Consider the following 23640-nt stretch of genomic DNA (forward strand, 5'->3'; position numbering starts at 1 on the left):
ACACCGGGTTTACGGTCCGTTAGTGCAAAATGCGTTGTTCGCCGCTACGGCCCCTGCCTGCGAGAGCAGGAGCGTCATCGTGAACAGGACGCCGATCATTCGTGGGTGGTCGCGCAGGTAACTTGCGATTGGGTGTTCGCTCATGTACATCCGCTACGAGACGCGATGTTGAGATTTAATTAACTAAAATAATCTTATAAATTTAGAGTGCTAAAAACTCCTACACTTGGCGAGTGAGAGTTTCGTCTCCAAGAATCAAAAGATACCCGGTGAGACGGGCGCGCACCGATATCGAGCGAGTCGAACGAGGGGTTCCGTTGTCGGTAGACGCTCTGGCAGAGACCGTCTCCGAACGAAACACTCGGAAGGTCGGGGCGGACGCCCTGCAAGCCGAGTCGGCTTCCGAGCGAGTCGAGCGCCTGCGAATCGCGCTGTACCACGTCCACCTGCCGAAGTTGGCGGCCGCAGACCTCGTCGCGTTCGACGAGAAGACCCAACGGATCTCGCCGACGGAGCGGACGCTCGCCAGCGTCGACTTCCTCGACGGACTACAGTAACCGTCGGTCGCCGGGTCCCGCCGAGGCGGAACGACGAGATTTTGGGCACCTAGACCCATTCGCTACACGTGAGCGACGTTCCTGAGCGACCACAGTCGGGCGGCCTCGTGCAGGCGCTGTCGGTTCCACAGCACGCGAAAGTCGGCGTCGCGTCGGGTGTCCTGTTGGCCCTCTGTGCGTATCTGTTCCGGGTGCTCGAACGGTTCGGGCCGTTCGGCGGCACTCAACAGTTCCCGCTGGTCGGTCCGGAGGGGTGGTTCCTGCTTCTGGCCTTCGTGCTCGCGACGACGACGGCGATGCTCGTCACCGCCGTGTTGACCGTCGTCTCCGCGTATCGGTTGGCGCGCGAACTCTGAGCGCGGTTACTCGAACTCCTGGGGATCGCCCGCGAGTTCGCTGAGGCGTTCGGCCCCCGCGCGGGTTCCCTTTGCGATGACGACGTCTCCGGCGTGGAGTTCCGTCGTCGGTCCCGGCGAGACGACCCAGTCGCCGCCGTTTCGTTCAGCGGCGGATTCGGGACGACGGACGGCGATGACGCGCATCCCCGTCTCGGTTTTCACCATCCGCTCGGCGAGCGTCGCGTCCGCGAGCGTACTTCCCTCGGCGACGGTGAGGCGGACGATGATCTCGTCGGACTCCTCGACGGCGGCGGCGACGACCGGGTGGGTGTCCAGCCCCCGGAGGACGCCCTCGCTGATTTCGAGGGCGGCGTCGCTTATCTCCTCGGTGGCGGTGGCGAGGTGGACGAGGCCGCGAAGCGAGATGGGGTCTTCGACGCGGGCTGCCGCGCGGAGCACCCACGCCTCGAAGCGCGACTGGAGCGCGTCGACCTCGGCTTCCAGTTCGTGGACCTCCTCGGCGACGCCCTCGCTGTCGAACAGCACCGCGCCGTAGGCGAGGTCGACGGCGAGTTCGCTCATGTTCTTCATCAGCACGATGGAGTCGACGGCGCGACCCAGGTCGTCGATGGTCGGGTCGGGCGCGTCCGGCACCTCGTAGGGGTGGCCCGTCGCCGACTCGTACACCGTTTCGAGGCCTTCCGAGCGCCCCCTGAGGATGACCACGTCGCCCGTGTGCAGCGTCGTCTCCGGACCGGGGTTCGTGAGCCACCCGGTCTTTCCCGTCGGCTGCGCCTGCCGGATGGCGATGATGCGAACGCCGGTCTCGGTCTCCATGTTTATCTCTTCGAGCGTCCGGCCGTCGTACGGCGTCCCCTCGGCGAGTTCGGCGCGGACGACCACCTCGACGGCCTCGGGAAGCGCCGCGCGCATCGCCTCCGGCAGACCGATATCTTCGAGCACGATTTTGGCGATGTCGCCGGCGGCGTCCGAAATCTTCTCCGCCGCGCCGACGACGCCGAGGACGGGTGCGAGCGCCTCCGCGTCCTCGGTGGTGCGCGCGGACATCAGGAGACTCATTCGGGCTTTGAGTTGGAGGATGTCCATCTGCTCTTCGAGCGTCAGCACTTCGGCGGCGACCTGGTCGCTGCCGTGTAACACGGCGGAGTACGAGAGGTCGATGAGCAGTTCGGCGGTGTCTTTCATCTCCGAGAGCACCGCTTTCACGCTCACGGGTTCGTACTTGACCTCTCCGGGGTCCATACTCTCGGATTCTCGGCGCGGCGACAAAAGGATTGTCAGGCCGTCGCACCGACGGGACGAAACCCGGCAGTGAAGGTGAGAACGGTAACGCTTTTTTGAAAGGGTCATGAACCTTTGTGACATGGCAGACGAGCTAAAACGGGGCCTCGAAGGCGTCCTAGTCGCCGAATCCGAACTTAGTCATATCGACGGCGACGAGGGCCGTCTTATCTATCGCGGCTACACCATCGAGGACCTCGCGCGCAACGCGAGTTACGAGGAAGTGCTCTATCTGCTGTGGCATGGAGAACTTCCGACGCGCGAGGAACTCGACTCCTTCTCGGCGTCGATGGCCGAGGAACGACACCTCGAAGAGGGTGCGTACGACGAGATTCGTGAACTCGCCGAACAGGACGAGGAGCCGATGGCGGCGCTGCGAACCCTCGTCTCGTCCTTCTCGGCGTACGACCCCGACAGCGGCGTCGAGGACGTCACCGACGAGGAAGTCAACGCTCGCAAGGGTCGGCGCATCACGGCGAAGATTCCGACGGCGCTGGCGGCGTTCAATCGCCTCCGAAACGGCAACGAGCCGGTCGAGCCGCGCGAGGACCTCGGTCACGCCGCGAACTTCCTCTACATGCTCAACGACGAGGAGCCCGACGACGTGCTCGCGGAGACGTTCGACATGGCGCTGGTGCTCCACGCCGACCACGGCCTGAACGCCTCGACGTTCTCGGCGATGGTCACCGCCTCCACGCTCTCGGAACTGCACAGCGCCATCACGAGCGCGGTCGGGACGCTCTCGGGGAGCCTCCACGGCGGCGCGAACGCGAACGTGATGAAGATGCTCAAAGAGGTCGACGAGAGCGACCGCGACCCGACCGAGTGGGTGAAGAACGCCCTCGACGAGGGCCGCCGCGTCCCCGGCTTCGGCCACCGCGTCTACAACGTCAAAGACCCCCGCGCGAAAATCCTCGGCGAGAAGTCCGAGGAGCTGGGGGAGGCGGCGGGCGACGCGAAGTGGTACGAGATGAGCGTCGCCATCGAGGAGTACATCTCAGAGGAGAAGGGTCTCGCACCGAACGTCGACTTCTACTCGGCGTCGACGTACTACCAGATGGGCATCCCCGTCGACATCTACACGCCCATCTTCGCGCTCTCGCGCGTCGGCGGGTGGGTCGCCCACGTCCTCGAACAGTACGACGACAACCGCCTCATCCGGCCCCGTGCTCGCTACGTCGGCGACGAGCACAACGAGTGGGTCGATATCGACGAGCGGTAAGTCGTAGCAGTTCGTTTTCCGGGAGCGAACGCAGTGAGCGACCGGCCGCGGCACGGACCGAAGGGAGTACCGCGATTTTGTTCGAGCTTTTGCCGAGTGAGCGAACCCAGTGAGCGAGCGCAGCGCAAAAGGTCGCGTCTCATCCGGTCTCGTGCTCGCTACGTCGGCGACGAGCACAACGGGTGGGTCGACACCGACGAGCGGTAATCCCGAAGCGACCGGTGTCGGGCTGACAGCTCGAACCGGTCACCGTGGCTGACCGTCTCGAACTCGCTACTGACGTTTTACCACCGGAGTCGACGTACCGAGAGGTGTGGCAACCCACAGCACACCAAGGCTGCTCCCGACGCTCGCCGCGGTGTCGTTTCTGGCAGGCACGCTCTGGGTCGCGTGGGCCGACCAGATTCCGCTGACCGTCGAAGCGGTCACGCTCGGCGGTGCGGTCGGGCTCTCGGTCGTCGCGGCGTTTCGGCGGCTCGTTCGGCACGCGGACGAGAACGCGGGGCCGCTCGACTCACCGCGTCCGCGAGCGTACGTCGAGCGGATAATCGGGTTGAATGTGCTCGCGCTCGCCGTCTACCGCGTCCTCCCGTTGACGGTACTCCGCGGCGGGATTCCGCTTCTGGTCGGGGGCACCGGGGCGTATCTCACGCTCGCAGCGCTCGAACGCGTCGGTCGCCGCGTCACGCTTCGCTGACGGCGTCTACGGACTGTTCAACGGTCGTGACTGCCACAGGGCCACAAGGGTTTTACATTCAAGTGGCCTATGGCGCGGTGCATGGCACAACGACGCGTCGATACCGACGAGATGAAGCAGCGAGCGAAAGTTCGAGCCAAGGTCGAAGCCGACAAACAGGCCGACGTACTCCGCTCTCGGCTGGGCGAACTCGCCGTCGAAGCCGCCGAGGAGTACTTCCCCGAGCAGTACCAGCGCCGCCGCCGCCAAGACATGGTGAAGGCGTTCGCCGCGGGCGTCGCGGTCGGCGCGCTGTCGCGGTGGGCGGTCAAGCGGCAGCGATAGGTCGGCCGCTCGCCCTCGTTTCTTTCCGTCGATTCAGCGACTGCTCTGAGGCGACTCTCTCCCGTTTGTCTCGTGGAGACGCGCTGCGTCGTTCAGTTCGTTAACTGACCAGCACTGAGAGTCTTCACGTTCTGCGGATGCGAGGTCACGGTCTACAACGACGGAAAGGTCACCGCGAGGCGAATCGACGAGAGCGCGCCACCGTCTCTTCGAGCGCCGAATCGAAGGTGTCGCTCCGGCGCTGACCGTCCACCGACTCGCCGGTCCGTCACCCCTCGGTCGCGCTCCCTCGCTCGGCCATCATCCTCGCCGCTCGACTCGCCCAATCGCTTCTGCGGAAACTCCAGCCGACGACGAGCGCCATCCAGAGATAGCTGAGTCCGATGCCGAGATACGCGCCGAGCGGACCGTAACCGAGTATCTCGCCGACCAGCCACGAGAAACCGAGGAAGAAGCCGAGCATCCCGGTAGCGCGCGCGACGAACGGCGTCCGCGTCTCGCTCGCGCCCTGGAGCGCCCCCGAGAGCGCGACGAACACCGCGAGGACGCCACCCGCGAGGCCGTACACTCGCGCGAAGTTCGTCGCGTACCGGACCGTCTGTGGGTCGTCCGAGAAGAGACGGACGAACCACCCAGCGCCGAGAACCAAGAGGAGACCGATGGCTCCGACGGTGACGACGCCGAGCGCCGCGACGGCCCACCCCTCGAACCTGGCTCGGTCCGGGTCGGCGTCGCCGAGCGCCTGTCCGACGACGACGCTGGCGGCGACGCTGTACCCGCGCGAGAGCGGGCCAGTCACCTGCTGGTACATCCGGCGGCCGATCTGAAAGCCCGCGTTGACGGCGGTGCCGAAGCCCAGAAGCAGCGAGTTGAACGGAAACTCCGCGAGCGTGGCGACGAACCCCTCGGCGATGCGCGGGATGCTGACCTCGACGAGTTGGCGGGCGATGACCAGATCGCGGGGCCGTGCGAACGACGCCTCGCTCCACGATGTCCACATTGCAAGCAGGAGCAGCACCGCCGTCACGACGTTGGCAACGGCCGTGGCGATGCCGACGCCGACGACGCGCAGTTCCGGAAAGCCGAACAGACCGAGGCCGAGCACGACGGTGCCGGTGATGTTGAGCGCGTTGGCGAAGACGTTGATATACATCGGCGTCCGCGTGTCGCCGGTTCCCTGTAGCGAACGCGCACCGATGAGCGCGACGTGACGTGCCGGCGCGGTGGCGAAGATGAGCGCGAGATACCGCCCGCCGAGCCGGGCGACTCTCTCGGACGCACCGAGTATCGAGATCGCCCACTCGCCGAAGAAGAGCCCGAACAGCGCGAACGGAATTCCCGCCAGAATCCCCATCAACAGCGCCTGCGTGATGGCCTCGTCGCGGTTGGCCGTCGCGCCGCTCCCGGTGTCCTGACTCGACAGCGCGATGGCACCGCCGCCGAGTCCGAGGCCGATGCGAAGCGGGAACCGGGCGTAGAGGTCTGCGAGGCCGATGGCGACGACGGCCGCCGGCGAGAACAGCGCCGTCACGATGACGTCCGTCGTCCGCATCAGCGTCCGGAACGTCTGCTCGGCCATCACCGGCCACGCCAGGGAGAGCACCCGCCGCCAGACCGGTCGGAGCCGCCGCCACAGACTCACGGTCGGCCCTCGTCGTCTCCGCGCATACGGAGACGAGGCAGCAGGCGGTGTTACGCTCCCCGAAGGGGGAAGTGGCTGCCGGTACTCTCTCGGGTATGGACGTCTTCGTCTACGGGACGCTCACCGACCCCGAGCGCGTCGCCGAGCTCGTCGATTCGTACGTCTTCGTCGGCCCCGCCCGACTCTCCGGTCTCCGCCCCGTCTCGGGGCGGTATCCGACGCTCGCACCCGGCGGCGAGGTGGCGGGGCGACTGCTCCGAACCGACGACGTGGCGGCGCTGGACCGCTACGAGGGCGTCGACGCCGGCCTGTACGTCCGCGTCGACGTGCCACGCGTTTCGGCGGACGAGAGCGAACCGACTGGCCGCGAGAACGCGGACGGTCCGGGCGACGTGGCGGTGTACGTCGGCGACCCCGAGCGCCTCGACACCGAGGAATCGGTTTCCTGGCCGGGCGACGGGCCGCTCGAAGCGCGAGTGCGTCGATACGTCGTCGAACACGACGTGAGAGTGCACGAACTCGAATGAGAATCGTACCGGCAGTAGAAGAAGTCAGCTATCTTTCACAACTCCGTGACAGACGGGTGGCCGACAGGCGTCTGACGGCCGCTCGAGGTCGACGCCGTCTAGCACTTTCACTTTCACTCTGCGTGCCTGACGTTTATATAGGAACCCCGCTTAACTGAGGTTGCACGTCACGCGTGCATTCCCCCTTTCCCCCTAAGGATAAACGATTAACAACCACCGATAGGTATCTCGGGTATGCTCTCTCTATCGGACGTTCTGGCGGCCCGCGAACGAGTGAACGAAGTCGCACGTCACACGCCACTGGAGTACTCGCACACGTTCTCGGATATGACCGGCGCGGACGTCCATCTGAAACTGGAGAACTTCCAGCGGACCGGGTCGTTCAAGATCCGCGGCGCGACGAACCGCATCGTGACGCTGTCGGAGGCGGAGAAGGAGGCCGGCGTGGTCACCGCCAGCGCCGGCAACCACGCGCAGGGAGTCGCGCTCGCGGCCACGCGGGCGGGCGTCGAATCGACCATCGTGATGCCGCAGTACGCGCCCATCTCGAAGGTGAAAGCGACCGAGCGCTACGGCGGCGACGTGGTGCTCTCGGGCGTCGACTACAACGACGCGCAGGCGAAAGCCCGCGAGATAGAGGAGGCCGAGGGCCGGACGTACGTCCACGCGTTCGACGACGAGTACGTGATGGCGGGGCAGGGGACCATCGGCCTCGAAATCGTCGAGGACTGCCCGAACCTCGACACCGTCGTCGTCCCCATCGGCGGGGGCGGCCTCATCTCCGGCATCGCCACCGCGATAACGGCGAAGAAGCCCGACGCCCGAGTTATCGGCGTCGAGGCGGAGGGCGCGTCGAGCGTTGCCGACTCGCTACAGAAAGGCGAGGTTCACGAGTTGGACAGCGTCGACACCATCGCGGACGGCATCGCCACGCGCAACGTCGGCACGGCCCCGTTCGAGGTCATCCGAGAACGCGTCGACGAGGTCGTCACCGTCTCCGACGAGGAGATCGCCGTGGCGCTGATGTACCTGCTCGAACGGAGCAAGACGCTCGTCGAGGGGGCGGGTGCGGTGGCGCTTGCGGCGCTGCTTTCTGACACGTTCGACTACGAGGAGGGAGAGACCATCGTCCCCGCGCTCTGTGGCGGCAACATCGACCTCAACACGCTCACGACGGTCATCCTCCGTGGGTTGGTAGAGACTGGACGCTACCTCAAGATTCGCACCGTGCTCAAGGACAGACCGGGCGCGCTGGAGGACCTCATCCACATCGTCGCCGAACAGCAGGCGAACATCTACGCCATCCGTCACGACCGGACCTCCCGCGACATCGGCATGAGCGACACCGAGGTGGAACTCGACCTGGAGATGCGCGGCCCCGAGCACGTGGAAACGATGCTCGCCGAGATTCGTGAGCGCGGCTACGAAGTCGAAGTGCTCGTCTGAGCCGTCGCCGGGTCCCCGCGTATTAAGTCGTCGCTCTGCGAGGCCCCGAGCATGAAGCGAATCATCAGCACGGACGATGCGCCCGCCGCAGTCGGCGCGTACAGTCAGGCGACGACGAACGGCTCCATCCTCTTCACCGCGGGTCAGATTCCGCTGACGCCCGACGGTGAGCTGCTCGACGACGCCGATATCTCGACGCAGACCGAACAGGCGCTCGACAACGTGATGGCGATTCTCGCCGCCGAAGACGCCGACGCGAGCGACGTACTGAAGATGACGGTGTTCCTCGGCGACATCGACGACTTCAAGGAGATGAACGAGACGTACGCGACGTACTTCGGCGAGGAACCGCCGGCGCGAAGCGCCGTCGAAGTCGCCAACCTCCCGAAGGGCGTGGGCGTCGAGATCGAGGCCATCGCGTCGCTGGAGTGAACCGACGCGTCAAGTCGAGCCTCCTGTGGGGGCTGGTCGGCGTGTTCGCGTTTCTCGCGCTCGCGCAGGGATACGTTCTGGTGGTCGGGCGTCTCCCGGTCGGGTTCCTCGGGCGACTCGCCATCGCACTGCTCGTCGGCGCAGTCGCTGCGAGCGTCTCGTACGCCACCGAAAAGCGGTTACTCGCGCTGTGAGAATCCGCCGATTCAGATATCCTTTCGGAGGCGTATCTCGCCTTCGCTCACTGTCTCGATGTACCCGCCGTCGACCGCCAGATCGTCGGTGTCGGCGTTTTCGCGGCCGAAGACGGCCAAGATCGCGTCGGTGACGCCCGGGTCGGGGTCGACGTAGGCGACGTTCCGCTCGACGGATTTCACGAGGCCGAGTTTCTCGCCCGCGGCGTCGACTAGCACTTTTCCCTCGTCTTCGGAAGTCAGCGTTGCCATCGCTCGTAGTTCGATGCGTGGTACCGTAGTGCTGTCGGACGAAGCGAAAGGAAGGGTTTAAACGAGACACGGGCCAAAATTCGATGCGAGCCAGGATGGCCGAGTGGTAAGGCGCACGCCTGGAAAGCGTGTTCCCTCTGGGATCCAGGGTTCAAATCCCTGTCCTGGCGTTCTCGTGACATAACACTCCGGAGCGTCGCGTCTTGTCGCGACACGGAGCGGTGTTGTGCGTCAGAGTCCGACAACAGGTGATTTGAATCAAGGAAGTCGCAACCTGCGAGCGGAGCGAGCAGGTCCGTCTTCACGTGGTTCAAATCCCTGTCCTGGCGTTTTCCGACGAACAACACCGCGAGCACCGTCTAGGGTATGCAAGCGAATCCATGGGTCGTACACGACACCGCCGAGCGTCGGTGACGACTCGGAGACACCGTTTCAGGCCTCGAAAGAAGTTGCGAATTCGACACAAAAAACGAAAGCGGGGAAAGATTGATACGGGTGGCAGACATTCACAAGCACGAAATGCCTGACACGAAAAGCGGCCGCGAGAGGAAGGGCAGAAACAAGCGTGCGCAGTTAGAGCACCACCTCGCTCGGCAGGAGGTACGGACGCTTGACGTGGACGACGAACCGGAGATCTACGACGACGTGGGGGAACTCGACGAAGACGTTCTCAACCTCTACGCCCGGAACGGCCGAGAGCAGTAGCCGAATCCCTGCTTCGATTTATTTTGCGTCGACGATTGAGCCGTGCGTCTCACACGCGTCGCGGGCGAGCCGACGCGAAGCCGAGTTCTATATAAAGGAAAGATTTTCCGCCTCGGATACCGGTTTGAGAGTTTCGTTAATCACGTTCAGTATCTCTCAGTTCGCCGGTCCTGTCCGCGTGTTTTCGAGCGATGCGCGCCAACGACTGCCGTGGGTATAGATAACTCGCCTACGTAAGGTTTTTATAGAATCACAAACAATCCCGGGGTAGATCATGAGCCAGCGAATGCAACAGGGCCAGCCGATGATTATTCTCGGAGAGGACTCCCAGCGCGTCAAGGACCGCGACGCGCAGGCGTACAACATTCGCGCCGCCCGCGCGGTAGCGGAGGCCGTCCGCTCCACGCTCGGACCGAAAGGGATGGACAAGATGCTCGTCGACTCGATGGGCGACGTCACCGTCACGAACGACGGCGTCACCATCCTCAAAGAGATGGACATCGACAACCCGACGGCCGAGATGATTATCGAGGTCGCCGAGACCCAGGAGGACGAGGCCGGTGACGGGACGACGACGGCCGTCGCGATCGCGGGCGAACTGCTGAAGAACGCCGAGGACCTCCTCGAACAGGACATCCACCCGACGGCGGTCATCAAGGGCTACAACCTCGCCAGCGAGAAGGCCCGCGAGGAAGTCGACAACATCGCGACGCGGGTCGACCCCGACGACGAAGGGCTGCTGAAGAAGGTCGCCGAGACCTCGATGACGGGCAAGGGCGCCGAGCTCAACAAGGACGTGCTCGCGGACCTCGTCGTCGGCGCGGTCCAGCAGGTCACCGTCGAGGCCGACGACGGCTCCCACGTCGTCGACATGGAGAACGTCAAGATCGAGACGCAGACGGGTCGCTCCGCCGGTGAGTCCGAGCTGCTCCGCGGCGCGGTCATCAACAAAGACCCCGTCCACGACGACATGCCCGTCGAGTTCGACGAGGCGAACATCCTGCTGCTCAACGAGGCCGTCGAAGTCGAGGAAGCCGGCGTCGACACGAACGTCTCCATCGACAGTCCCGACCAGCTCCAGCAGTTCCTCGACCAGGAGGAGGAGCAGCTGAAGAAGAAGGTCGACCAGATCGTCGGCTCCGGCGCTGACGTCGTCTTCTGTCAGAAGGGTATCGACGACCTCGCCCAGCACTACCTCGCCAAGCAGGGCGTGCTCGCGGTCCGCCGGACGAAGAAGTCCGACATCGAGTTCCTCAAGAACGTCGTCGGCGGTAGCGTCGTCACCGACCTCGACGACATCGGCGACGCCGACCTCGGCTTCGGCTCGGTCCGCCGCGACGAGGAGGACGAGCTGTTCTACGTCGAGGGCGAGGACGCCCACGGCGTGACGCTCCTGCTCCGTGGCTCCACCGACCACGTCGTCGACGAACTGGAGCGCGGCATCCACGACGCGCTCGACGTCGTCGCCACCACCGTCTCCGACGGCCGCGTGCTCGCCGGCGGCGGCGCTATCGAGGTCGAACTCGCCTCGCGGCTCCGCGACTTCGCCGACTCGGTCTCCGGCCGCGAACAGCTCGCGGTCGAGGCGTTCGCCGACGCGCTCGAACTCGTCCCGCGCGTCCTCGCCGAGAACGCCGGCCTCGACGCCATCGACACGCTCGTCGACCTCCGCGCGGCCCACGAAGAGGGCGACGTGCGTGCCGGCCTGAACGCCTTCACCGGCGACGTCGAGGACACCTTCGAGGCGGGCATCGTCGAACCCGCTCACGCCAAAGAGCAGGCGCTCTCGTCTGCCACCGAGGCCGCGAACCTCGTGCTGAAGATAGACGACATCATCGCCGCGGGCGACCTCTCGACCGGCGGCAACGACGACGAGGAAGGCGGCGCACCCGGCGGCATGGGTGGCATGGGCGGTATGGGCGGCATGGGCGGTGCTATGTGAAAGCGGTCTCCGACCGCTTTCCATAGGCCATCAAGCTTCGCTTGACGCAGCCGATGTAGAACGACCGTTTACGCTACACTCGGGCCTGACGGCTCTCGCGGTGAGTGAGACTGCATCGCCACCTGCCGCCTGTATCGACGTTCGACTGACTTCCGGTTTTTTCAGACGCAAAACATATGCCGGATTTTCGAGTAGCGGCAGCTATGCCCTCCAGACGTGCGGTCGTCGCTGCCGGATTGGTCGCTATTTCGGGATGTTCGACTGGTTCGAGTGACGGGGGAGAGACGGACGAAGACCGACAGACGGAGTTTCGGTCGAGTCGGACTACGGCTGACGAGGAAACCGAGAGTGCGACGCCGATGCAGGAACTTCGCGTCGGCGAGACGGCGGATATCGACGGCGCTTCCGTCACCGTGTCGGCGATAGATGCACAGGAATCGGTCTACGTCACACAAATCGACTGGATGGACGTTCTCACCGCTCCCCCAGCGCGATTCGTCTTCGCGTCGGTAACTGTCGAAACCGAATCGCAGTTCCCAGCATCACGGTTCAGCCTTGTCGACGGCGACGGTCGCATCAGCTCACACACCGATTTCGGGAACCGCCCCGGTTACGCCGTCCTGCCCGACAGCGCTCTTTCATCCGGTGGCGAGCCGAACCGGTCGCTCAGCGCAGACGGGTCGGAGGGATGGATTGGATTCCAGGTACCGGCCCCCTACGACGGTAATAAACTCGAAGTGGCGTTGGCTGCCGACGGCGAGGCGGCGACGTGGGAACTTCCCGAGAAGTCCGTCGAAACGCTTCGCGCGCCGCTCCCGACCTTTGAGTACGCTGAGGTTCAGATACCCGAGGTAGCGCCTCTCAACGGCTCTTTCGAGGTGACCGTTAGCGTCCGGAACACGAGCGACACAGACGGAACGTTTCGCGGGAGTCCGAACGTCAACGAGATGCTGTACGGCCCATTCTCACTGTTCGTTCCAGCCGGGTCGGAGAAAACGTGGAAGACGGAGATGCGAACTTCGGAGTACGCCGATGAGAAGGGCGACGAAATCGGTCTCTCCCTCTTCAGTCCACTGGAAACAATCGAGCGGACCGTCGTCGCCGAATCCGCCCACTCGTAGGCGCGGCCAACCCCGTCGAAGCTTAGCAGTAACTAAATAGCCGCTCCGCAAATTTTGCGCGCATGAAGACGCTGCTCCTCAACAGCGAGGACGTACACCAAAACGCCCGCATGCCGGAGCTCATCCGGGCCATCGAGGACGCCTTCGCCGCCTACGAGCGCGGCGACGCGCAGATGCCGCCCAAATCCTACATCGACCTGCCGCAGTACAACGGCGACTTCCGGTCGATGCCCGCCTATCTGGAGGCGGAGGACTGGGACGCCGCCGGCATCAAGTGGGTGAACGTCCACACCGACAACCCCGGCGACCACGACCTTCCCACGGTCATGGGGACGATGATCTACTCGGACCCCGAGACGGCGTTCCCGCTGGCCATCATGGATGGCACCGAGCTGACGATGCAGCGCACCGGCGCGGCCGCCGCCGTCGCCACCGACCACCTCGCCGTCGAGGACGCGACGTCGATGGGCATCGTCGGCGCCGGCGTCCAGTCGTACACGCAACTGCGCGCCATCTCGCAGGTCCGGCCCATCGAGGAGGTCGTCGTCTCCGACCTCGACGAGGAGCGCGTCGCGCGCTTTATCGACACCTTCGAGGACGAGTTCGACATCCGCGCGGGCAGCATCGAGGAGGCCGCGTCCTGCGACGTGCTCTCGACGGTGACGCCCGTCGAGTCGCCCATCGTCCCCCGCGAGGCCGTCGGCGAGCGCACCCACATCAACGCGATGGGTGCCGACGCCGAGGGGAAACACGAACTCGCCGACGAGGTGCTTCTGGACGCCAAGCTCGTCATCGACGACTACGACCAGACGACCCACTCCGGCGAGATCAACGTCCCCTACAACGCGGGCGTCCTCGGCGACGACGACATCTACGGCCAGATCGGCGAGATCGTCGTCGGCAAGAAGGACGGTCGAACCGCCGCCGACGGCATCACCGTCTTCGATTCGACGGGTCTGGCAATTCAGGACGTCGCCGCCGCCCGCGTCGTCTACGAACACGCCGACGAGAACGACAACGGCTACCCGTTCGACCTGCTGGGTCTGGACGCATAGGCGTCGGTTAGTCGGTCGGGCTCTATCGCCCTCCCACCTTACTCCGCTTCCGTCTCCTCGGTCCCCCGCCGTCGTTCGATACGCTCGAACACCCGCGTGAGGAGCCAGACGATGACCATAAACGGAAGCAACGGTACGATGAGAATCACCAGCAGCAGCGCGTACGTCAGGCCGATGACGTTCATCTCGGTGTCTGGGTGACTGCGGTAGCCGGGCGTCACCGTCCGGTACGCTTTCGTCATCAGCCCCGGCGTCTCGTCGTCGGAACTCATAGCAGAAGGTACGTCGTCCGGCGGATTAAGCGTTGGTCGTCCGACGGGTCGTGCTCGTCGAACTAGGGTCCTTGTAACGGTGGAGAAAACGAAAACGCGTCTGTGTGGCGATTACGCGCCGATACCCATGCCGAGGAACAGCGTCATCGTGATCGCCATGATGATGAATCCGGCGACCATGGCGACGGTAGTGTAGCCGAGGATGTCACGGGCGCGCAGCTGTGCCAGCGCGAGCGCCGGAACCGCCCAGAACGGCTGGATCATGTTCGTGAGTTGGTCGCCCATCATCTCGATGACGACGGCGGTGTACAGCGGCATGCCGAGTTCCCGCGTCGTCTCCAGGAGAATCGGTCCCTGTGCGACCCACTGACCGCCGCCGGAGGGGACGAAGACGTTGACGATGCCGGCGCTGATGAGGCCGAGCACCGGCCAGGTCAGCGGCGTGGCGATGTCCGCGAAGAAGCCGGCGATAGCCGCGGCGAGCGCGGTTCCCGTGAGCAGTCCGGCGATACCCGCGTAGAACGGGAACTGAAAGAGGATGCCGGCGACGTTCTTCACGCTCTTGTCCATCTGAGTGACGATGCGCTTCGGCGTCACCCACAGCACGATGGCGCAGAAGATGAAGAACGCGTTAATGGTGTTGAGGTTGATGGCACCGAGTCCGCTCTGGATAACGTCGGAGACGAAGTAGTACGCCGGGAACAGCGCGATGATCAACCCGAGTACGCGTGAGTCGTTGAGGCGGTCGGCGGGCGTTCTGTTCGTCTCTGTAGCGACACCGCCGTCGGCGGCGACGCCGGAGTCGGGAGCGTCGTCGTCTTTCGTCTGCAGACTGGTCGCGATCTCGTCGTAGACGTTGTCGGGCATTTCCGTAATCTCCTCGCCACCCTTCGGGTGGAGACTCCCCATCACGACGGGGATGACCGCGAGCAGGAGCACGACAGTGACGATGTTGACCAGGCTGCCGATGGTCTCACCGAGTGGGATGCCTTCCTGAGCGTACTCGGGGAACGTCGCCGGAATGGCGGCGGGGTCGGCCATGATGAGGCCGCTCGACGTGGTGATGCCGGAGTGCCAGATCATGAGCGCCGTGTAACCGGCGGCGATGAGAAGCGGGTAATGCAGCTTCAGCCCCCTCTCCTTGCCGCGGAACGCCACCTGACGGGCGATGACTGCGCCGACGATGAGACCGATGGCCCACGAGATGAGTCCGGCGAGCATGGCGACGAACGAGGTCAACGCGACGGCCGAGAACTGCGAGTTCGGTAGACCGGCGATTCGTCGTAAGAGTCTCGACACCGCAGGTGACTTCGCGATGGCGTCACCGACCATCAGCGTGAGTGCGAACTGGGCCATGAAGACCAACAGCGTCCAGACGCCGCCGAACCACGCGTCCATCACGCCTGTCGGCGAGGTGCCCACCAACAACGCCCCGATCGCGGCGATGAACGTGAGGAGGATAACGAGTACGTACGGGTCCGGTACGTACTCCATCGCGATGTCTGCGAACCATTCGCCGAGCCGTTTGACCGGGTCTGTGAGTGCCATCTGCTACAGTCCTGAACGAATAATCCATACATAATGGTTTGGTATGTAGTCTCATCGCAAAGTTCAGAAATTTGAGAGAGTACGTATACGCTGCTGGTGCCGTCAGTATTTGCCATCTCTGGCGCAGTCATCTGCCCTCTGCCGCAACCGTCGGTTCTCCGCCCCAGCCGTCTCGGTCGTGGCTCTCCGGCGACGTGACGCTTAAGCACCGGGGCCACGGACACACCGGCGATGAACGATGTGTGTGTAATTGGCATGGGGACGACTGAGTTCGGCGTCCGCGAGGAGGGCATCGTCGAACTCGGCGTCACGGCGGTCGGGCGGGCGCTTCGCTCCTGTGACGTCGACAGGGAGGAGGTCGACGCGCTCTACCTCGGGAACTTCGTCGCCGGGATGCTCGAAGGACAGGAGACGCTCGCGCCGCTGGTCGCCGACAGCGTCGGCCTCGTCGGCGTTCCGGCGATGAAGACCGAAGGCGCGTGCGCGAGTTCGGGCATCGCCTTCAGACAGGCGTATCAGGCGATTCGAACCGGCGTCCACGACGTCGTCGTCGTCGCCGGCGTCGAGCGGATGACGAACGCCGAGACGTCCGAGTTTACCCGCGCGCTCGGTAGCGCCGCCGATCACGGCACCGACGGGGCGACGGGGTTGACGTTTCCGGGCTTCTACGGGCTCGTGCTCGACCGCTACATGCACGAGTACGGCGCGACCCGCGAGCAGGTCGCTGCCGTCTCGGTGAAGAACCGGAAAAACGGCGCGTCGAACCCGCGGGCGCGGTTCCGGTCGCCGGTAACCGTCGACGACGTCGTCGACTCCCGACTGGTCGCGGACCCGCTTCGTCTCTACGACTGCTGTCCCGCCGCCGACGGTGCCGCCGCCGTCGTGCTCGCGTCGGCGGATGTCGCCGAATCGTACACGGAGACGCCGATAGCCGTGCTCGGCAGCGGGCACGCCACGGGGCGGAGCGCCGCCTACCGCTACGACGACCTGACGACGCTCGAAGCGACGACGCTCGCCGCCGAAGAGGCGTACGACGAGGCGGGCATCTCGCCTTCTGACGTCGACGTGGTCGAACTCCACGACTGCTTCTCGGCGGCGGAGATCGGCGACTCCGAGGACCTCGGCTTCTTCGAGAAGGGCGAGGGCGCGGCCGCCGTCGCGGCGGGTCGAACCGCCGTCGACGGCGAACTCCCGATCAATCCCAGCGGCGGGCTGCTCGCCAAAGGTCACCCGGTCGGCGCGACCGGTATCGGCCAGATTTACGAGGTGTGCCTGCAGTTGCTCGGCGAACACGAAAATCAGGTCGACGGGGCCGAGGTCGGACTGGCGCACAACCTCGGCGGCAGCGGCGCGGTGAGCACCGTCACCGTCCTCGGAGGGCCGTCGGGTGTCTGAGTCGCCCCCGGAGTTTCCGGCGACACGGTGCGCCGACTGCGGCCTGCTGTACGGGCACGAGGCGTACATCTGCCGCGAGTGCGGGTCCGAGACGTTCGAGAGAGCACCCCTCGACGGGAGCGGGACGGTGTACGCACGGACGACCATTCGCGTCCCCGGTTCCGACCACCAGGGCGAGGAGCCGTTCGAGGTGGCCATCGTCGACGTCGGCGGCGAGGAGACGGTGAGAGTGACCGTCCGCATCGAGGAGAACCCCGAACTCGGCCCCGACGACCCCGTCGAGTTCGTCGACAGACGGGACGGCGTCTTCTACTTCCGGGCGGCGTAGCGCCCCGGGCCCGTTTCGGGGGTCGTCCTTTTCACCTCCGGACCCAATAGCTGTCTATGCGTGCCATACGATACCACGAACACGGCGGCCCGGACGTGCTCCGCGTCGACGAGGTGGAGACGCCGACGCCGGGCGAGGGCGAGATACGAGTCGAACTGAAGGCGGCGGGCGTCAACCCGGTCGACACCTACTTCCGCGACGGGTCGTACCAGCCGTTCACGCTGCCGATGGTCCCCGGCGTCGACTTCGCGGGCGTCGTCGACGAGGTGGACGCAGGAGTCGAAGCGTTCGATGTCGGTGACCGCGTCTTCGGCACCGGCCTCGGCAACGACCGCTACGGCAGCGCGGCCGAGTACGTCACCGCGTCCACTGACCGGGTCGCACACCTCTCCGACGGTGTCTCGTTCGCCGAAGCGGGTGCGGCGGGCGTCGCCGCCGTCACGGCGTGGCGTGCTATCGTCGACCACGCGGCGCTCGAACCGGCGGAGTACTGTCTCGTACACGGGGGCAGCGGCGGCGTCGGTCACGTGGCCGTGCAAATTGCCGCCGCGTCGGGCGCTCGCGTCGTGACGACGGCGAACGAGCAGTACCACGACGAACTTCTCGACCTGGGCGCGCGGACGGTGTTCGACTACCGGCGCGACGACCTCGAATCGGCGGTCGTGGAGGCGACCGACGGCGGCCCGAACGTCGTCGTCGACCACATGCTCGAACGCTACCTCCAGTTCGACTGCGACGTCGCCGCGCCGTACGCCCGCATCGTCCTCTTCCGCAACCGGCATCTCGAAGCCGGATTCACGAACGTCCCCGCCGCCGGGGGGAAAGAGCTGCAGTTCCACCTGATGAGCATGTACAACGCGCCGCGACTCGCCGACCCGTTGACGCGCGTCGACCGCCTGCTGGCGGACGGCCTCCTGCGCGTCGAAGTCGCCGGCGAGTACGGCTTCGACGAGGTGGCCGAAGCCCACAGACGGGTGCGCGAGGGGAGTTTCCTCGGAAAGCTCGTCGTCGTCCCCTGAGACGACCTCACCGCCGGTCACGGCGGCCTCTGTAGAGATACACCAGGGCGACGACCGGAACCGCGGCGACGAGCGCGTAGTGCCACTCGTCGGCGAAGACGGCCGGTGCCCAGTAGAGGAGTACGGCGACGTAGCCCACGAGCGCGCCGACGACCGTCCCGCCCCTCGCGTTGCCGAGATACTCCGCGAGCGCACCGGCGACGATAAACAGGACGATAGCCGCGAAAGCGACGGCAATCTCGTCGATCGACGACAGAAACCCGTGTCCGGGGTCGAAGAAACTCGGCATCAGTCCGTCCCGCCCGTCTCGGTCGACGATCCCCGTGCACGCGGTTCCGAAAGGTTCCTCACAGATGCGCTACGGTGGCCAAAACATTGAACGTTGGTCCGTCGAGAGCGCCGAGCCACTGTTTCCGTCGGGGACAGCGCTACTCGCGGAGTTCGACGCGGCGGATCTTTCCGCTGGAGGTTTTCGGCAGTTCGTCGAGAAACTCGATCTCCCGGGGGTAGGCGTGTTTGGCGAGTCGCTCGCGGACGAACTCGCGGATGTCGGTCGCCACCTCGTCGTCGCGGGCGGTTCCCGCCGTGGTGACGACGTACGCCTTCACGAGTTCGCCGCGCTTCTCGTCGGGGACGCTGACGACGGCCGCCTCCGCGACCGCCTCGTGTTCGAGCAGCGTGCTCTCCACCTCGAAGGGGCCGATTCGGTAGCCCGACGAGAGGATGACGTCGTCGGCGCGGCCGACGAACCAGAGGTAGTCGTCGCCGTCTCGCTCGGCGGCGTCGCCTGTCAGAAACAGCTCTCTGTCCGCGTGTTCGACCCACGCTTCGGCGGTCTTCTTCGGTTCGTTCCAGTAGCCGCGGAAGTAGGTCGCCTCGCCGCGGGCGACGGCGAGTTCGCCGACTTCGCCGGCGTCGGTCTCCGCACCGGTCTCGGGGTCGACGACGCGGACGTCGACCCCCGGCAGCGGTCGTCCCATGCTCCCCGGCTTGACGTCCATCTCACAGGCGTGGTGGTTGCCCGCGACCATCCCGCACTCGGTGACGCCGTAGTGGTCGTACACCGTCACGCCGAGTTCCTCGCCGAACCAGCGCATCACCTCCGGATTCAGCGGTTCGCCCGCGCTGTTGCCTTTCCGCAGCGAGAGGTCGTACGATTCGTGGACGTCGCCGGCGGCGACCAGACCCCGATACGCCGTCGGACTCGTGGCAAGGCTCGTCACGTCGTAGCGCTCCATCACCGCGTACCACGCCTCGGGGTCGAACTCGCCCTCGTAGAGCACGTTCGGCACGCCAATGCTCACGGGGGCGATACCCGCCGTCAACAACCCGTACATCCAACCGGGGTCGGCCGCGCCCCAGACCGTCTCGTCGTCGCCGAGGTCCATCGAGCACTGGAGGTAGGGATACAGCGCCGCCAACACGCGGTGGGTCAGTTCGCAGCCCTTCGGCGGGCCGGTCGTCCCGCTCGTGTACTCCAGCGTGCAGAGGTCGTCCGCCGACGTTTCGGCCGTCTCGTACGTCGACGGCTGGTCGGCGACGAGCGTCTCGTACTCGATATCCTCGCCGACGACGCTCCCGCCGCCATCGCCGTCGGCTCCATTGCTCTCGCGGTCGATGACGACGACGTTCTCGATGCCGACCTCGTCCTCGACGGCGGCTATCTTCTCTCGATACTCGGTCGTCGTGAACACCGTCTTCACGCCCGCGTCGGCCGCGCGGACCGAGATGGCGTTCGGACCGAACGCGGTGAAGAGCGGGACGTACACCGCGCCGCGCCGCCAGATTCCCAGAAACGTCGGATAGAGTTCGGGGAGGCGGGGAACGAGCGTCGCCACCGGGTCGCCGCGGTCGACGCCGAGCGAGTCGAGCGCGTTCGCCACCTGCGCGCTTCGCTCGTCGAGGTCGGCGTAACTCAGCGTCTCGCGGTCGCCCTCGGCGGCCCCCTCCCAGTAGACGGCCGGTCCGGAGCCGACGTGCCGACAGACCGTCTCGTGGGCCACGTTGAACCGGTCGGGGCCGTCCCAGTCGAAGCTCTCCCAGACGTCGTCCCACGAGAAGGAGTCGCGGAGTTCTTCGTAGGTGGTCATCGGTGTCTCCTCCGGTCGGTCGCTCTCAGACGCCGAGGAGTGCTTTGTGTGTTCATACCACGATAATTCGAACAGGAGGAGATAAACTTCGGTGTCGAGGCGGTCGCCATCGGCTACTCGGCGAACTCCGGGTCTCGGTCTTCGAGGAACGACAGCGCCCCCTCGCGGGCGTCGGGCCCCGAAAAGAGGTAGCCCAACCCGTTTCGCATCGCCTCGTCTTCGCCCGCAAAGCGCAACGACGCGTTGAGCCACGTCTTCGTCGTCTCCAGCGACGCGGGCGACGAGCGCTTGAGCGCCGAAACGATCTCCGAGACGGCGTCGTCCAGTTCGCTCTCGCCGACGGCTCTGGCGAACAGGCCCCACTCGACGGCCTCCTCGGCACCGAGTTCCCGCCCGGTCAGCGCGAGATCGGCCGCCCGCTGGCGACCCACGAGGCGGGCGAGTCGCTTCGCGCCGTAGAAGGGGTACGCGCCGATTCGGGTCTCCGGCAGCGCGAAGACGGCCTCGCGCGGGACGACCGTGAGGTCCGCAGAGATCAGGAGTTCGAACCCGCCGCCGTAAGCGGGACCGTTCGCTTTTGCGACGACCGGCACGGGCGAGCGCTCGATCGCGCCGAAGCAACCGAGCACCGTGTCGGCGAGTTCGCGGGCGTCCCGCGGGTTCTCGATGTCGACGAGCGATCCGATGTCGTCGCCGGCGCAGAACGCTCGGCCGGCGCCGGTGAGGACGATAGCCCGAGCGCCATCGTCGTCGGCGCGCCGCACCCCGTCGGCGACGCCGTCCCACATCGGAAGCGTCATCGCGTTCAACTTCTCGGGCCGGTCGAGCCGAATCGTGCTCACGCCGTCGGCGAACTCGTAGCTGACGTGTTCCGTCATATGGTGACAACCCTCACATAGCCGGATAGTTCGTGCGGTTCCGGAAAGGTCGACGGTGACGCGGCCCGAGAGGGCGACGGAAGCGTCGCCGACGGACAGACGGAGTTACCGATTCGCGGGAGCCAACGTCTCTATCGTCCGGAGCGTCAGGTCGTCGTCAGCCTGTCGCGGGACGGTGAGCATCGGTCGGTCGAGCACGTCGAGGTCGAGAACCGTCTCCAGTTGCGCCGCCGCCGCCTCGGGCGTTCCGGCGACCCCGAGCGCGCGGACCATCTCGTGGGAGACGGCGTCGCTCGCGGCCGCGCGGTCGCCGCTTCGCCACGCGTTCGCTATCTGGTCGGCCTCGTCGGGGAAGGCGGTGGCGACCGCGCGGCGGTAGCCCTCCCCGCTGCCGACGTAGTACGCGAGGTGGCCGCGGACGGCGTCGTACGCCTCCGTTTCGTCATCGGAGACCGCCGCCGGAACGTAGGGGGCGACGGCGATTGATTCCGGACTGCGTCCGGCCTCGCGCGCCGCGTCGGCGACGACCTCGAAGGCGTCGGAGAGCCCCTCGAACGGGATGTTGTGCGGAATCCAGCCGTCGCAGACCCGGCCGGTCGCTCTCCTGTTCGCGGGGCCGAGCGCCGCGTTGAACACCGGCACGTCGACGTCGAGGCCGGGGAAGTCCGCCACCTCGAACATCTCGCCCTCGTAGTCGACGGCGTCGGCGTCGCTCAGATACGCTTTCACGAGTTCGACCGTCTCGTGGATGCGGCGGACGGGATTCTCGTACTCGAAGCCGTGGAGGTCTTCGATGGCCTTCGGCGTGCTCGCGCCGACGCCGAGCGTCAGGCGGCCGGGAGCGAGTCGGTCGACCGACGCCGCGGCCATGGCGATGACGGCCGGCGAGCGCGAGAACACGTTGACGATGGCGGTGCCGAGGCCGATAGTCTCGGTGCGCATCGCGAGTTCGGCGAGTTGGACAAACACGTCGGTCCCCCAGAGTTCGCTCACCCAGACGGCGTCGTAACCGAGCTCCTCCGCGCGCTCGGCGACCGACGCCGGCGACTCCGCGGAGATGTCGGGGAGCAGCAGTCCGAGCGAGGTCGGCATCCACTACTCCCCGTACCTCGCGACGTTCTCCAGTTCGGACTCGTCGACATCGGAGAAGGCGTCGCGGGCGATGACGCGCTTGTGGACCTCGTCCGCGCCGTCGACGAAGCGGAACTGCCGGACGTTCTGGTAGAAATCCGCGAGCGGGAGGTCTTCGCCGACGGCGTTCGCGCCGCAGCACTGCATCGCCGTGTCGATGGCCTCCTGGACGACGTTCGAGGTGTAGAGCTTGCTCATCGACACCTCGATTCTGGCTTCGTCGTCGGCGGTGATGCGGTCGGCGGCGTGTCGGACCATGCAGCGCGCCGCGTGGAGTTCGGTTTCGGCTTCCGCGACGGCGAACCGGATGCTCTGTTTCTCGGCGACGGGCGACCCGAATGCCTCCCGCTCGCTGGTGTACGCCTTCGCCACGTCGAGCGCCCGCTGGGCCATCCCCGAGTAGCGCATGCAGTGAGTGAGTCGCGCGGGTCCGAGACGTCGCTGGGCGATGGTGAACCCCTCGTTCTCCTCGCCCATCAGGTTCTCGACGGGGACGCGGACGTCGTCGAACTTGATCTCGGCGTGGCTCGTCCCGAGCAGGCCGTCGGCCATGTGCGGGATGCCGCGCTCGATCTCGACGCCGGGCGTGTCGGCCGGCACGAGGATGATAGAACAGCCGCTGTAGGGGTGGGCGTCGAAGTCCGTCCGGGCCATCACGAGCAGAACGTCGGCCTCCAGGCCGTTCGTCGTCCACCATTTGTGGCCGTTTATCACCCACTCGTCGCCCTCCTTTCTCGCCTCGGTCTTGAGCATCTTCGGATCCGACCCGCCGCCCTGCATCGGTTCGGTCATGCAGAAGCCGGAGCGAACCTCGCCGGCGACGAGCGGGCGGAGCCACTCCTCTTTCTGCTCCTCGGTGGCGACGAGCTCGAAGGTGTGCATGTTCCCCTCGTCGGGGGCGTCGACGCGGATGGCGGGCGCGGCCAACAGACTCCGCCCGGCCTCCTCGAACGCCGGGAGCACGTCGCGGAACTGCATCCCCATCCCGCCGTACTCGGTCGAAATCTGTGGCGCGTAGATGTCGCGTTCGCGGGCTTTCTCCCTCAGTTCGGCCAGTTGGTCCTCACCTATCGGTCCGTCGCCCAGCAGGTCGCGCTCGACAGGAATCACCGTCTCGTCCACGAACTCGCGGACGCGGGCCGCGACCGCCTCCGCGCGTTCGGAATCGTCGTACTCCATAATCGTTCATCCGCGTTCTGTGCTAAAAGTTCTCTTACTGCGGT

27 protein-coding genes and 1 tRNA gene are annotated in these 23640 nt (G+C 65.8%); 17 read left to right on the top strand and 11 right to left on the bottom strand.

What is annotated here, in order from left to right; all coding sequences use genetic code 11:
• Positions 1 to 9: 9 nt before the first annotated feature.
• On the bottom strand, positions 10 to 144 hold the full coding sequence (locus tag LAQ73_RS17595) for a DUF7503 family protein (RefSeq protein ID WP_255635043.1): 135 nt from the start codon (positions 142 to 144) through the stop codon (positions 10 to 12).
• Between the two features lie 125 nt (positions 145 to 269).
• Here LAQ73_RS17595 and LAQ73_RS05725 point away from each other — a divergent pair, with 125 nt between their 5' ends.
• Both LAQ73_RS05725 and LAQ73_RS05730 read left to right on the top strand, forming a co-directional pair.
• Positions 270 to 557 (top strand): DUF7344 domain-containing protein, encoded by a 288-nt coding sequence (locus LAQ73_RS05725; RefSeq protein ID WP_425601121.1) that lies wholly within the window; start codon positions 270 to 272, stop codon positions 555 to 557.
• 68 nt (positions 558 to 625) lie between these two features.
• The gene (locus LAQ73_RS05730) at positions 626 to 913 is read left to right on the top strand and encodes a DUF7536 family protein (protein WP_224270279.1); all 288 of its coding nucleotides are present in this window, start codon (positions 626 to 628) and stop codon (positions 911 to 913) included.
• A 6-nt stretch (positions 914 to 919) separates the two neighbouring features.
• On the opposite strand, the gene LAQ73_RS05735 is transcribed toward LAQ73_RS05730, so the two are convergent.
• Positions 920 to 2158, bottom strand: coding sequence for a potassium channel family protein (locus LAQ73_RS05735; protein WP_224270280.1), 1239 nt, complete (start codon positions 2156 to 2158; stop codon positions 920 to 922).
• 121 nt (positions 2159 to 2279) lie between these two features.
• Here LAQ73_RS05735 and citZ point away from each other — a divergent pair, with 121 nt between their 5' ends.
• The 3 genes from citZ to LAQ73_RS05750 all read left to right on the top strand — a co-directional run bounded on the left by citZ (position 2280) and on the right by LAQ73_RS05750 (position 4440).
• Entirely contained in the window at positions 2280 to 3419 is a 1140-nt protein-coding gene (citZ, locus tag LAQ73_RS05740; protein ID WP_224270281.1) for a citrate synthase, read from the top strand.
• A gap of 313 nt (positions 3420 to 3732) precedes the next feature.
• Positions 3733 to 4116, top strand: a complete 384-nt coding sequence (locus LAQ73_RS05745) for a hypothetical protein (protein ID WP_224270282.1) — start codon at positions 3733 to 3735, stop codon at positions 4114 to 4116.
• Positions 4117 to 4197: 81 nt separating this feature from the next.
• On the top strand, positions 4198 to 4440 hold the full coding sequence (locus LAQ73_RS05750; RefSeq protein ID WP_224270283.1) for a hypothetical protein: 243 nt from the start codon (positions 4198 to 4200) through the stop codon (positions 4438 to 4440).
• A gap of 268 nt (positions 4441 to 4708) precedes the next feature.
• Here the strand turns inward: LAQ73_RS05750 and LAQ73_RS05755 are convergent, their stop codons facing one another.
• Positions 4709 to 6019: an MATE family efflux transporter gene (locus LAQ73_RS05755; RefSeq protein ID WP_224270720.1), complete on the bottom strand. Its 1311-nt coding sequence runs from the start codon at positions 6017 to 6019 to the stop codon at positions 4709 to 4711.
• A 158-nt stretch (positions 6020 to 6177) separates the two neighbouring features.
• On the opposite strand from LAQ73_RS05755, the gene LAQ73_RS05760 reads away from it, so the two are divergent.
• The 4 genes from LAQ73_RS05760 (at position 6178) to LAQ73_RS05775 (ending at position 8681) form a co-directional block, all read left to right on the top strand.
• Complete coding sequence (locus LAQ73_RS05760) at positions 6178 to 6609, top strand: gamma-glutamylcyclotransferase family protein (protein WP_224270284.1); 432 nt, start codon at positions 6178 to 6180, stop codon at positions 6607 to 6609.
• 234 nt (positions 6610 to 6843) lie between these two features.
• The gene (ilvA, locus tag LAQ73_RS05765; protein ID WP_224270285.1) at positions 6844 to 8055 is read left to right on the top strand and encodes a threonine ammonia-lyase; all 1212 of its coding nucleotides are present in this window, start codon (positions 6844 to 6846) and stop codon (positions 8053 to 8055) included.
• 51 nt (positions 8056 to 8106) lie between these two features.
• Entirely contained in the window at positions 8107 to 8487 is a 381-nt protein-coding gene (locus LAQ73_RS05770; RefSeq protein WP_224270286.1) for a Rid family detoxifying hydrolase, read from the top strand.
• Positions 8484 to 8681 carry a DUF7981 family protein gene (locus LAQ73_RS05775; RefSeq protein WP_224270287.1) on the top strand — a complete coding sequence of 66 codons (198 nt, stop codon included), beginning with the start codon at positions 8484 to 8486 and terminating at the stop codon, positions 8679 to 8681. The genes LAQ73_RS05770 and LAQ73_RS05775 overlap by 4 nt, the downstream gene beginning before the upstream one ends.
• A 12-nt stretch (positions 8682 to 8693) precedes the next feature.
• On the opposite strand, the gene LAQ73_RS05780 is transcribed toward LAQ73_RS05775, so the two are convergent.
• Positions 8694 to 8933, bottom strand: coding sequence for a PRC-barrel domain containing protein (locus LAQ73_RS05780; RefSeq protein ID WP_224270288.1), 240 nt, complete (start codon positions 8931 to 8933; stop codon positions 8694 to 8696).
• An 89-nt stretch (positions 8934 to 9022) separates the two neighbouring features.
• Here LAQ73_RS05780 and LAQ73_RS05785 point away from each other — a divergent pair.
• From LAQ73_RS05785 to LAQ73_RS05805, 5 genes are all read left to right on the top strand, one after another.
• Positions 9023 to 9103: transfer RNA gene (locus tag LAQ73_RS05785), tRNA-Ser, on the top strand.
• Between the two features lie 349 nt (positions 9104 to 9452).
• Complete coding sequence (locus LAQ73_RS05790; RefSeq protein WP_224270289.1) at positions 9453 to 9638, top strand: hypothetical protein; 186 nt, start codon at positions 9453 to 9455, stop codon at positions 9636 to 9638.
• A gap of 304 nt (positions 9639 to 9942) precedes the next feature.
• On the top strand, positions 9943 to 11580 hold the full coding sequence (thsB, locus tag LAQ73_RS05795; protein ID WP_224270721.1) for a thermosome subunit beta: 1638 nt from the start codon (positions 9943 to 9945) through the stop codon (positions 11578 to 11580).
• Between the two features lie 203 nt (positions 11581 to 11783).
• On the top strand, positions 11784 to 12701 hold the full coding sequence (locus tag LAQ73_RS05800) for a DUF4352 domain-containing protein (protein WP_224270290.1): 918 nt from the start codon (positions 11784 to 11786) through the stop codon (positions 12699 to 12701).
• A 62-nt stretch (positions 12702 to 12763) separates the two neighbouring features.
• Positions 12764 to 13756, top strand: a complete 993-nt coding sequence (locus tag LAQ73_RS05805; protein ID WP_224270291.1) for an ornithine cyclodeaminase family protein — start codon at positions 12764 to 12766, stop codon at positions 13754 to 13756.
• Positions 13757 to 13794: 38 nt separating this feature from the next.
• Here the strand turns inward: LAQ73_RS05805 and LAQ73_RS05810 are convergent, their stop codons facing one another.
• Positions 13795 to 14028, bottom strand: coding sequence for a DUF7535 family protein (locus LAQ73_RS05810; RefSeq protein ID WP_224270292.1), 234 nt, complete (start codon positions 14026 to 14028; stop codon positions 13795 to 13797).
• 111 nt (positions 14029 to 14139) lie between these two features.
• Entirely contained in the window at positions 14140 to 15576 is a 1437-nt protein-coding gene (locus LAQ73_RS05815; protein WP_224270293.1) for a short-chain fatty acid transporter, read from the bottom strand.
• 231 nt (positions 15577 to 15807) lie between these two features.
• Here LAQ73_RS05815 and LAQ73_RS05820 point away from each other — a divergent pair, with 231 nt between their 5' ends.
• The 3 genes from LAQ73_RS05820 to LAQ73_RS05830 are packed head-to-tail and all read left to right on the top strand — an operon-like array spanning position 15808 to position 18318.
• The gene (locus LAQ73_RS05820; protein WP_224270294.1) at positions 15808 to 16971 is read left to right on the top strand and encodes a thiolase domain-containing protein; all 1164 of its coding nucleotides are present in this window, start codon (positions 15808 to 15810) and stop codon (positions 16969 to 16971) included.
• Positions 16964 to 17299 (top strand): Zn-ribbon domain-containing OB-fold protein, encoded by a 336-nt coding sequence (locus tag LAQ73_RS05825; RefSeq protein WP_224270295.1) that lies wholly within the window; start codon positions 16964 to 16966, stop codon positions 17297 to 17299. The genes LAQ73_RS05820 and LAQ73_RS05825 overlap by 8 nt, the downstream gene beginning before the upstream one ends.
• Positions 17300 to 17355: 56 nt before the next feature.
• Entirely contained in the window at positions 17356 to 18318 is a 963-nt protein-coding gene (locus LAQ73_RS05830) for an NADPH:quinone reductase (protein ID WP_224270296.1), read from the top strand.
• Positions 18319 to 18325: 7 nt separating this feature from the next.
• On the opposite strand, the gene LAQ73_RS05835 is transcribed toward LAQ73_RS05830, so the two are convergent.
• From LAQ73_RS05835 to LAQ73_RS05855, 5 genes are all read right to left on the bottom strand, one after another.
• The gene (locus tag LAQ73_RS05835) at positions 18326 to 18607 is read right to left on the bottom strand and encodes a hypothetical protein (protein ID WP_224270297.1); all 282 of its coding nucleotides are present in this window, start codon (positions 18605 to 18607) and stop codon (positions 18326 to 18328) included.
• Positions 18608 to 18746: 139 nt separating this feature from the next.
• Entirely contained in the window at positions 18747 to 20408 is a 1662-nt protein-coding gene (locus tag LAQ73_RS05840) for an acetate--CoA ligase (protein WP_224270298.1), read from the bottom strand.
• Positions 20409 to 20521: 113 nt separating this feature from the next.
• The gene (locus LAQ73_RS05845; protein WP_224270299.1) at positions 20522 to 21286 is read right to left on the bottom strand and encodes an enoyl-CoA hydratase/isomerase family protein; all 765 of its coding nucleotides are present in this window, start codon (positions 21284 to 21286) and stop codon (positions 20522 to 20524) included.
• Between the two features lie 105 nt (positions 21287 to 21391).
• Positions 21392 to 22378: an LLM class flavin-dependent oxidoreductase gene (locus LAQ73_RS05850; RefSeq protein ID WP_224270300.1), complete on the bottom strand. Its 987-nt coding sequence runs from the start codon at positions 22376 to 22378 to the stop codon at positions 21392 to 21394.
• Between the two features lie 3 nt (positions 22379 to 22381).
• Positions 22382 to 23596 (bottom strand): acyl-CoA dehydrogenase family protein, encoded by a 1215-nt coding sequence (locus tag LAQ73_RS05855; RefSeq protein ID WP_224270301.1) that lies wholly within the window; start codon positions 23594 to 23596, stop codon positions 22382 to 22384.
• Between the last annotated feature and the right edge of the window lie 44 nt (positions 23597 to 23640).

Source organism: Haloprofundus salinisoli (assembly GCF_020097815.1).
Classification (GTDB): Archaea; Halobacteriota; Halobacteria; order Halobacteriales; family Haloferacaceae; genus Haloprofundus; species Haloprofundus salinisoli.